At 69.1% G+C, this 9,249-nt stretch carries 11 protein-coding genes and 1 pseudogene; 5 read left to right on the top strand and 7 right to left on the bottom strand.

The features are described from left to right. From VIM26_RS00960 to VIM26_RS00950, 3 genes and pseudogenes are all read right to left on the bottom strand, one after another. Positions 1-293 (bottom strand): annotated as a pseudogene (locus VIM26_RS00960) (excinuclease ABC subunit A); the annotation flags it as partial. Positions 294-396: 103 nt separating this feature from the next. Next, positions 397-828, bottom strand: coding sequence for a PIN domain-containing protein (locus VIM26_RS00955; RefSeq protein WP_331948436.1), 432 nt, complete (start codon positions 826-828; stop codon positions 397-399). Then, the gene (locus VIM26_RS00950) at positions 819-1,025 is read right to left on the bottom strand and encodes a type II toxin-antitoxin system VapB family antitoxin (protein ID WP_331948435.1); all 207 of its coding nucleotides are present in this window, start codon (positions 1,023-1,025) and stop codon (positions 819-821) included. The genes VIM26_RS00955 and VIM26_RS00950 overlap by 10 nt, the downstream gene beginning before the upstream one ends. 87 nt (positions 1,026-1,112) lie before the next feature. Here VIM26_RS00950 and VIM26_RS00945 point away from each other — a divergent pair, with 87 nt between their 5' ends. Next, entirely contained in the window at positions 1,113-1,574 is a 462-nt protein-coding gene (locus VIM26_RS00945; RefSeq protein ID WP_331948434.1) for a PPOX class F420-dependent oxidoreductase, read from the top strand. Positions 1,575-1,643: 69 nt separating this feature from the next. Here VIM26_RS00945 and VIM26_RS00940 read toward each other — a convergent pair whose 3' ends face one another. The 4 genes from VIM26_RS00940 to VIM26_RS00925 all read right to left on the bottom strand — a co-directional run bounded on the left by VIM26_RS00940 (position 1,644) and on the right by VIM26_RS00925 (position 4,769). Next, positions 1,644-2,033, bottom strand: a complete 390-nt coding sequence (locus tag VIM26_RS00940) for a type II toxin-antitoxin system death-on-curing family toxin (RefSeq protein WP_331948433.1) — start codon at positions 2,031-2,033, stop codon at positions 1,644-1,646. Further along, a complete protein-coding gene (locus VIM26_RS00935; RefSeq protein ID WP_331948431.1) occupies positions 2,030-2,227 on the bottom strand; it encodes a DUF6290 family protein in 198 nt (65 codons plus the stop codon). Before VIM26_RS00935 ends, VIM26_RS00940 begins: the two co-directional genes overlap by 4 nt. Positions 2,228-2,259: 32 nt before the next feature. Beyond that, positions 2,260-2,937, bottom strand: a complete 678-nt coding sequence (locus tag VIM26_RS00930) for a uracil-DNA glycosylase (RefSeq protein ID WP_331948429.1) — start codon at positions 2,935-2,937, stop codon at positions 2,260-2,262. Positions 2,938-3,005: 68 nt separating this feature from the next. After that, complete coding sequence (locus VIM26_RS00925; protein WP_331948427.1) at positions 3,006-4,769, bottom strand: proline--tRNA ligase; 1,764 nt, start codon at positions 4,767-4,769, stop codon at positions 3,006-3,008. Positions 4,770-4,984: 215 nt separating this feature from the next. Here VIM26_RS00925 and VIM26_RS00920 point away from each other — a divergent pair, with 215 nt between their 5' ends. The 4 genes from VIM26_RS00920 to VIM26_RS00905 are packed head-to-tail and all read left to right on the top strand — an operon-like array spanning position 4,985 to position 9,165. Next, entirely contained in the window at positions 4,985-5,821 is an 837-nt protein-coding gene (locus VIM26_RS00920; RefSeq protein ID WP_331948426.1) for a serine protein kinase RIO, read from the top strand. A gap of 16 nt (positions 5,822-5,837) precedes the next feature. After that, entirely contained in the window at positions 5,838-7,226 is a 1,389-nt protein-coding gene (locus VIM26_RS00915; RefSeq protein WP_331948425.1) for a mycothione reductase, read from the top strand. A gap of 9 nt (positions 7,227-7,235) precedes the next feature. Continuing rightward, positions 7,236-8,492, top strand: coding sequence for a DUF4032 domain-containing protein (locus VIM26_RS00910; protein ID WP_331948424.1), 1,257 nt, complete (start codon positions 7,236-7,238; stop codon positions 8,490-8,492). A 10-nt stretch (positions 8,493-8,502) separates the two neighbouring features. Then, positions 8,503-9,165: an MBL fold metallo-hydrolase gene (locus VIM26_RS00905; protein WP_331948423.1), complete on the top strand. Its 663-nt coding sequence runs from the start codon at positions 8,503-8,505 to the stop codon at positions 9,163-9,165. Positions 9,166-9,249: the final 84 nt, after the last annotated feature.

The following is a 9,249-nucleotide window of genomic DNA, read 5'->3' as shown; positions in this document are numbered from 1 at the left end:
GTCGAGCGGGGGTTGCGCGACGTCGACTTCTGGTCGATCGAGACGGCCGGCGACAGTCCCTCGATGAAGTCGACGTCGGGCTTGTCCAGCTGGCCCAGGAACTGGCGGGCGTAGGCGGACAGCGACTCGACGTAGCGGCGCTGGCCCTCAGCGAAGATCGTGTCGAAGGCGAGGCTGGATTTTCCCGATCCGGACAGACCGGTGAACACGATGAGCGCGTCGCGGGGCAGGTCGATGTTGACGTCCTTGAGGTTGTGCTCTCGGGCGCCACGCACGATCAGACGGTCGGTCACGCTTCTTCAGTGCTCTTTCGGTCACGATTCGGGATCACAGAACTCAACGCCGACTCAGGCCGGTGCCGTCCCTCCCGAGAGTAGTGACGGCGACCGACAACGCCTATCGGCCGCCGTGCCCGGTCCCGCGCGGCACGATCCACTCGTGTTTCTGGCCGGTGACGTCGGCGATCCGCTCGAAGTCCGCGTCGTAGTGCAGGACGACGGCCCGGTGCGCGTGCGCGATGGCCGCGAGCATGAGATCCGGGATCGGCATCCGGTGCTGCCCGCGCCGGGCCAGCGCGGCCATCACCTCGATCACCTGCCGCTCCGCGTCGTCGGTGATGCCGAGGTGTGGCAAAGGCGCGAACAGTTCACGTACCCGCCCGAACTCGACCGCGCTGCGCGCCGAGTAGAGAATCTCCGCGACCGAGACGACGCAGACCGAGAACTGGCCGGTCCGCCGCAGTTCCGCCAGCCTCCGGCGAGCCCGTTCGTCGTAGCGTTGCTGCTCCCAGGCGGACTTGTCGACCAGATACGGGCGGTCTACCGCCACGCCTCACCCCGCACGTCGGTCTCGGCCAGCATTTCGCCCACCAAGTCCAGGAACTCTCCGAACCGTTGGCTCTCCTCATCGGCGTCGGGTGATTTCGGCGCGACCGCGTTCAGCGCGCGGTTGACGGTGTCGACCTTCGTCTTGGTGCCGAGCACCTTGGCAGCACGGGCGAGCGCCTCGTCGTCGATGTCGATCACGGTTCGAGCCATCGCTACCTCCTGATATCAACCAGAGTCAAATGATATCAAGCCGGCGCGGTCTCCGGTTACGGCAGGATCGGCGGTATGCCCCGAGCGATCGCCACCAACACCGTCGTCGGCACCGAGGACCTGCTCGAGTTCGTCCGGCCGCGGCACCAGATGGTCCTGATCACGCGCCGCCGCGACGGCGGACCACAGGCCTCACCGGTCACGGGAGGTGTGGACCGGGCAGGGCGGATCGTCGTGTCGAGCTATCCCGAACGGGCCAAGGTGGCCAACCTGCGTCGCTCCCCCGAGTGCAGCCTGCTCGTCCTGTCCGACGACTTCGGCGGCGCCTGGGTGCAGGTGGACGGCACGGGCGAGGTGCTCGACCTGCCCGACGCGCTCGAGCCGCTCGTCGACTACTACCGCGCGATCGCGGGCGAGCACCCGGACTGGGATGGGTACCGGGCGGCGATGGCCGAGCAGGGTAAGTCGCTGCTGCGGATCACCCCGACGCGTTGGGGCCCGATCGCCACCGGCGGCTTCCCGGCCCGGCGCACCTGATCCCGGCACTCTTCCCCGCTGGTGACCGGTTGGGCCGCCTCGAACCGACCACCAGCGGGGAAATCATGGTCACCCCGGCTGCGGATGGACCCAGCCGGCCAGCGTCGCCGCGATTTCCGTCAATGCGAGCTGGCCCTGGGCGACCGCGCGCACGAACTCGTCGCCGGTCTTGGGTATCGGGACCCGCACGTCTTCGCCGTTCAGGGCGAGGAATAGACGCGTCGCCACCCAGGCGAGCCGCTTGTTCCCGTCGACCAGCGCGTGGTTACGGGCGATCGATTCCATCAGCGCGGCAGCCTTCTCGAACAGGCCCGGATAGGCATCCGCACCGAAGGCACTCGCACGAGGCCGGGCGAGCGCCGACTCGAGCAGACCGAGGTCGCGGATCGCCGGCGCAACCGGCGCGAGCGCTGCATCGGCCGCAGCGAGGAGGTCTTCCATGCTGAGGTAGACCGTCACTTCGAGAGCAGGTCGAGCAGCTCGGTGTCCTCGCCGACAATGCGTGCCAGGATCTCCGCGCGTCGCTTCGTACGCTCTCCGATGTAGTCCCGGATCGCTTCGCGAGCGACGTCCTGCATCGACCTACCGGACTCCTCGGCGTAGTTGCGGAGGGCTTCGGTCTCGCCGTCGGACAGTCGGAGGGTCATCGCCATGCGCTCATGGTATCGCGGTGATACCACTCTCGTCAGGTCAACTTCCAGTTGACAGGCTCGGCGCCCTGCTCGACGAGTAGAGCGTTGGCCCGGCCGAACGGACGGGAGCCGAAGAAGCCCCGGTCGGCCGACATCGGGCTCGGATGCGCCGACTCGATGCACGGCACGCCGGCCAGCATCGGCCGCAAGGTCTGCGCATCGCGTCCCCAGAGAATCGCGACGAGCGGCGTGCGCCGGGCGGCGAGCGCGCGGATCGCTTGGTCGGTCACCACTTCCCAGCCCTTGCCGCGGTGCGCCCCGGGCGCGCCGGGCGCCACGGTCAGCACCCGGTTCAGCAGCAGCACGCCATGCTGCGACCATGGCGTCAGGTCGCCGTTCGCGGGCGTCGGCAAGCCGAGGTCGGTGCCGAGCTCGCGGTAGATGTTCTGCAGGCTGCGCGGGATCGGGTGCACGTCGGGCTCGACCGAGAACGACAGCCCGACCGGGTGCCCGGGCGTCGGGTACGGGTCCTGGCCGACGATCAAGACGCGCACGTCCGCGAACGGCTGGGTGAACGCCCGCAGCACATTCGGCCCGGATGGCAGGTAAGCGCGCCCGGCCGCGATCTCGGCGCGCAGGAACTCCCCCATCGCCGCGATGCCCTGCGCCACCGGCGCGAGCGCCGCGGCCCAGCCGGCCTCGACGATCTCGCTCAGCGGGCGCGCGGGCATCGGTCCGGCCTCGTGCCGTTGATCAACACGCCGTCAGTATGTCTGAGGGGATGCTGGCTGCGTGTTGATCACGGCGAACCGACGGCCGCCGCGATCGCGTCCACCGCATCATCGACCGGGACGTCCTGCCGCGCATCGCTGCGGCGGTCGCGCAGCTCGACGACTCCTTCGGCGAGCCCCTTGCCGACGATCACGATTGTCGGGACGCCCAGCAGTTCGGCGTCCTTGAACTTCACGCCCGGCGAGACGCCCCGCCGGTCGTCGTAGAGCACCCGCACGCCGCGCGACTCCAGTCCGTGCGCGATCGTCGATGCGGCCTGGAACACCGCGTCGTCCTTGCCGGTGGCGACGATGTGGACGTCGGCGGGAGCCACAATCCGCGGCCAGCACAGGCCCTTCTCGTCGTGGGTCTGCTCGGCCAGCGCGGCGACGGCGCGAGTGATGCCGATACCGTAGGAGCCCATCGTGACCGTCTCCGGCTTGCCATTCGCGTTGAGCGCTGTAAGCCCGAACACCTCGGCGAACTTACGGCCGAGCTGGAACACATGACCCAACTCGATGCCGCGGGCGATCTGCAGCGCACCGCCACATCGTGAGCAACGGTCGCCCTCGCGGATCTCGACGGCGCCGATCTCGCCGTCCGGCGTGAAGTCGCGGCCGCGCACCACGAACGCCGCGTGCTTGCCCGGCTCGTTCGCGCCGGTCACCCAGGCGCTGCCCTCGACGACCAGCGGGTCGACGACATACCGAACCTTGAATTCGCCCAGCAGTTGCGGGCCGATGTAGCCCTTCACCAGCCGCGGCTGCTTGGCCAGGTCGTCGGGGCCGGCCTGCTCGACCGCGACCGGCTCGAGTTGGCCACTTATGCGCTTGAGGTCGACCTCACGGTCGCCCGGCACGCCGATGACCAGCAGCTCCCACTCGGCGGATCCGGGCGCTCGCGTCCGCAGTACGACGTTCTTCAGCGTTTCCGCCGCCGTGAACTCGCGGCCGCTGTTCATGTTCAGGTCCATCGTGTTCAGCCGGTCGACGAGCGTCTGGATGGTCGGGGTGTCAGGAGTGTCCAGCACCAGCTGGGCCGGGTGGTCGACAGGGTTCTGTGGCTCGGGCGCGGCGATCTCGACGGCCTCGGTGTTCGCTGCATAGTCGCAGTTGGCGCACTGGACGAAGGTGTCCTCACCCGACGGGGTCGGGGCCAGAAACTCCTCCGAGGCCGACCCACCCATCGCCCCCGACACCGCAAAAACGATGCGGTAGTCGAAGCCGAGCCGGCGAAAGATGCGCTCGTAGGCGTCGCGGTGCGCGCGGTAGGACGCGGCCAGTCCCTCGTCGGACAGGTCGAAGGAGTACGAGTCCTTCATGATGAACTCGCGTCCGCGCAGGATGCCGGCGCGCGGCCGGGCCTCGTCGCGATACTTCGTCTGGATCTGGTAGAGCGCGAGCGGGTAGTCCTTGTAGGACGAGTATTCGCCCTTCACCAGCAACGTGAACAGTTCCTCATGCGTCGGCCCGAGCAGGTAGGGCGCGGCCCTGCGGTCCTCGAGCGTGAACAGGGTGTCGCCGTAGTCCGCCCACCGGCCGCTCGCCTCGAAGATCTCGCGCGGGATCAGCGCCGGAAAATGCACCTCCTGGGAGCCGATCGAGGCCATCTCCTCGCGCACGACGCGCTCGATGTTGGCGAGCACCGCGATCCCGAGCGGCAGCCACGAGTAGATGCCGGGCGCCACCCGGCGCACGTAACCGGCGCGCACGAGCAGCCGGTGACTCGGCACCTCGGCATCGGAGGGGTCGTCGCGAAGGGTCCGCAGGAACAGCGTGGAGAGTCGCAGCACGCCGCAAGGCTATCCACCAGCGGTAATTCGGTTGCGCGGCCGATGCCGATCGTGGACCCTGGATGTCGATCCGCGCTACTGGAGCGACGGACGGTGCCGAAGGAGGGAACCCGTGTCAATAACCGCCGCCCGGGTGACGACCTCCCGCACCCGTTCCCGCTCGCGCTGAGCGCCCGACTCCCGGGCAGGCGCGAGCCGTCCCAAGGAGTCCTCCAGTGCAACTGGACCCAACACCGTTCGACTTTCCCTTTGCCGAACCCAGCTATTCGAGCTGGGACACCGCGACGCACGGCCCCGAACCCCGGCCCGACTGGGTGGTCACCGACCTGTCCGCGGTCGACACCGAACTCGGCATCCTCAAGACCGGCAAGGAGGCCGACGTCCACCTGGTCCGGCGCGCCCTGCCGGGTGGGCGCGAGTCAGTGCTCGCGGCCAAGCGCTACCGCACGGCCGAGCACCGCATGTTCCACCGCGACGCCGGCTATCAGGAGGGCCGTCGCACCCGTCGCACCCGTGACACCCGCGCGATGGCCCGGCGCACGTCCTACGGGCGCGACCTGCTCTCGGGCCAGTGGGCCTCGGCGGAGTTCGCCGCACTCGGGTCGCTGTGGCAGGCCGGCGCCCCCGTCCCCTACCCGGTGCAGCTCTCGGGCACCGAGTTGATGATGGAGTTCATCGGCGACGAGGACGGGACGGCCGCCCCGCGGCTGGCCCAGTGCCGCCCGTCGCCGAGCGAACTGGCCGACCTGTTCGAGCAGTGCGTCGCGGCGATGCGGCTGCTCGCCCGCACCGGGCACGCGCACGGCGACCTGTCGGCGTACAACCTGCTCGTACACAAGGACCCACTCGTTCCGCAAGCGTCGCTCGCTGGCCGGCTCGTGATGATCGACCTGCCGCAGGTCGTGGACCTGGTCGCGAACCCGCAGGGGCCGGACTTTCTGCATCGCGACTGCGAGAACGTCTGCCGATGGTTCGCGAGCCGTGGGCTGAGCACGGTGGAGTTCGAGCATCTCTTCGGCGACCTGATGGCCGAGGCGGTCGGCGCCTGGTGACGTTATCGTCGCCAGCATGGCGCATTACGACCTCGCGGTCATCGGCTCGGGCTCGGGCAACTCCCTGGTGGGCCCGGACTTCGACGACTGGCAGATCGCGATCATCGAGGAGTCGACGTTCGGCGGCACCTGCCTGAACGTCGGGTGCATCCCCACGAAGATGTACGTCTACCCCGCTGACCTCGCCGAGGCCGTGCGGAACTCGGCCCGGCTCGGTGTCGACACGCAGCTCACCGGGGTGCGCTGGACCGACATCCGCGACCGCGTGTTCAGCCGCGTCGACCCGATCTCCGCGAGCGGGCGGGAGTACCGCGCGCACGGATCGGCGAACACGACGCTGATCGAAGCCCACGCGTCGTTCGTCGACGCCCATACGCTGGAGCTCTCGACCGGCCAGACGATCACCGCCGACCGGATCGTGGTCGCAACGGGCTCGCGGCCGGTGATCCCTACGGTGGTCACGGCGGGCGACGTGCCCTTCCACACCTCCGAGACGGTCATGCGCATCGATGAACTGCCCCGTCGCATCGCGATCCTCGGCGGCGGGTACATCGCGGCCGAGTTCGCGCACGTCTTCGTCGCGTTCGGCGCGCACACCACCGTGATCGCGCGCAGCAGCCCGCTGTTGCGCCACCTCGACCTCGAGATCGCCGGCCGCTTCACCGAACTCGTGAAGCAACGATGGGACGTCCGGCTGGACGCCGACGTCAGCTCGATCGAACGCTGTGGTGACGGTGTCCGGCTGGACCTGCTCAACGGCTCGGTCGTCGAGGCAGACATGTTGCTCGTCGCCACGGGCCGTACGCCCAACTCCGACAAGCTGAACCTGGGCGCGGCCGGCGTCAAGACCCACCCCGACGGCCGGGTCGTCGTCGACTGCTTCCAGCGGACGGGGATCGAGCACATCTGGGCGCTCGGCGATGTCTGCTCGCCGCACCAGCTCAAGCACGTCTCCAACCACGAGGCGCGGGTGGTCGCGCTCAACCTGGCGCACCCCGACGCGCTCGTCGAGTCCGACCACCGATTCGTGCCGGCCGCGGTGTTCACCCACCCGCAACTCGCCTCCGTCGGCCTCACCGAGGAACAGGCGATCGCCACCGGCACCCCGTTCGTGACGGTCGTGCAGGACTACGGCAGCGCGGCATACGGCTGGGCGATGGAAGACACCACCGGCATCTGCAAGCTGATCGCCGACCCGGCGACCGGCCTGCTGCTCGGCGCGCACCTGATGGGCGAGCAGGCGTCCACCCTCATCCAGCCGCTGATCCAGGCGATGAGCTTCGGTCTGGGCGTGCGCGACATGGCCCTCGGGCAGTACTGGATCCACCCCGCGCTCACCGAGGTGGTCGAGAACGCGCTGCTCGCCCTCGACGTGGATAACCCGCGCGAAACACTCGGCTCATAGTCTTGGTGGGTGAGCACCTACCGCCTCACCACTCTCGGCGCGAATACCGGGCTCCTCGACCTCCCGTATGGCCTGCCGCTCGAGGAGTGGGACGAGTCCCTGATCGTGCACGTGCCGCGTGGCATCTCGCGCCACGTCGTGCGCTTCGTCAAGGCGGACGGGCAGATCTTCGCGGTCAAGGAGGCCACCGACCGCTTCGTGCTCCGCGAGCACGGACTGTTGCAGGTACTTGCGGATCGGTCGGTCCCCGTGGTCGACGCCTATGGCACGGTGGTCGAGCGCACCGCCGACCAGGGCGGCGACCTTCCTGGCCTGCTCCTCACCCGGCACCTGACGTTCTCCGTCCCGTACCGCTCGCTGTTCACCGGCCGGGGCCTGCCCGCGCTGAATGACCGCCTGCTCGACGCGCTGGCGGAGCTGTTCGTCCGGATCCACCTGGCCGGCTTCTACTGGGGCGACTGCTCGCTGTCGAACACGCTGTTCCGCCGAGACGCAGGTGCACTCGCCGCCTACCTCGTCGACGCCGAGACCGGTGAGCTGCACCCCCGGCTGTCCAACGGCCAGCGTGCTAACGACCTGGGCATCGCTACCGAGAACATTGCCGGTGAGATGTTCGACCTCGAAGCCGGCGGATACCTCGACGTGTCGATCGACCCGGTCAAGACGGCGATGGCGCTGACCCCGCGCTACGAGCAGTTATGGGCGGAGCTCAACCACGACGAGGTCGTCGGTCGCGACGAGAGCTACCGCATCAACGCCCGGGTGAGACGCCTCAACAGCCTGGGCTTCGACGTTGCCGAGATGGCCATCCGTACCGAGCAGGACGGGCGAAAGCTGCGATTCGACACCCAGATCGTCGAGCCCGGCCACCACCAGCGGCGACTGTTCGCGCTGACCGGCCTGCACGTCCAGGAGAACCAGGCCCGCGCCCTGCTCGCCGACCTTGCCCGGTTCCGCGCGAAGTGGGTGGAGGGCCGTGGCGAAACGGTCAGCGAGGAGCTCGCGGCGCGGCGCTGGCTGGACGAGAAGTACGACGCCACGCTCGCGCTCGTGCCTGGCGACCTGCGCGGCAAGCTGCCCGACGCCGAGCTGTTCCACGAGATCAACGAGCATCGCTGGTTCATGTCCGAGGCGCAGGGCCACGACATCGGCCGGGCGGCAGCCGTGCGCTCCTACGTCGACAGCGTGCTGCGCTACCTGCCGGACATGGCCGTCGAGCTGGACTCGGGGCCGTCGACCGAAGAGTTCGAAGCGGTCTTCGACTAGGTTCGGCGACATGAGCGACTACACCGGAAACGTCGAGGTCGGCGGGGCGACGGATGTGCGGCGGCTGCCAGGGCTGACGATCGTCAAGCTGGCCGTCGGGCCGATGGACAACAACGCCTACCTGCTGCGGTGCACGCAGACCGAGGAAGGGTTGCTCATCGACGCGGCGAACGAGGCGGACCGGCTGCGCGAGCTGATCGTCTTCGACGGGCCGCCCGTGTCGGCAGTACTCACCACGCACCGGCACCCCGACCACTGGCAGGCCCTCGCCGAGGTCGTCGACGCCGCGGGCGCCGCCGTATATGCGGGTGACCCGGACGCCGACGACCTGCCGGTCGCCGTCGATGAGCGGCTCAACCACGGCGACACGATCACGGTGGGCGACGTGTCACTCGAGATCATCGCGCTGCGCGGGCACACGCCCGGTTCGGTGGCGGTGCTCTACCGCGACCCGCAGGGCACGCCGCACCTGTTCACCGGCGACTCGCTGTTCCCCGGCGGCGTAGGAAAGACCGGCTCACCCGAGGACTTCACCTCGCTGGTTGACGACGTCGAGACCCGACTGTTCAGCGAGCTGCCCGACGAGACCTGGTTCTATCCCGGCCACGGCAACGATTCCACGCTCGGCGCCGAGCGCCCACACGTCGCAGAATGGCGCGCCCGCGGCTGGTAGCGGCGAGCCCGGTCAGTCGAGTGAGCTGACGTCACCCGGGACGTCGACGGCGTGCTGGCGCAGGACTTCCAGCGCGACGATGTC

It is taken from the genome of Pengzhenrongella sp. (assembly GCF_036565025.1).
In the GTDB taxonomy this organism is placed as follows: Bacteria; Actinomycetota; Actinomycetes; order Actinomycetales; family Cellulomonadaceae; genus Pengzhenrongella.
This window is presented reverse-complemented; position numbering and strand designations above follow the sequence as displayed.

Excerpts from the sequence above, each read along its gene's own strand:
- VIM26_RS00945 (WP_331948434.1), top strand. The coding sequence starts at position 1,113 with ATGCCCCGAGCGATCGCCACCAACACCGTCGTCGGCACCGAGGACCTG.
- VIM26_RS00935 (WP_331948431.1), bottom strand. The coding sequence starts at position 2,227 with ATGGCGATGACCCTCCGACTGTCCGACGGCGAGACCGAAGCCCTCCGC.
- VIM26_RS00930 (WP_331948429.1), bottom strand. The coding sequence starts at position 2,937 with ATGCCCGCGCGCCCGCTGAGCGAGATCGTCGAGGCCGGCTGGGCCGCG.
- VIM26_RS00915 (WP_331948425.1), top strand. The coding sequence starts at position 5,838 with ATGGCGCATTACGACCTCGCGGTCATCGGCTCGGGCTCGGGCAACTCC.
- VIM26_RS00905 (WP_331948423.1), top strand. The coding sequence starts at position 8,503 with ATGAGCGACTACACCGGAAACGTCGAGGTCGGCGGGGCGACGGATGTG.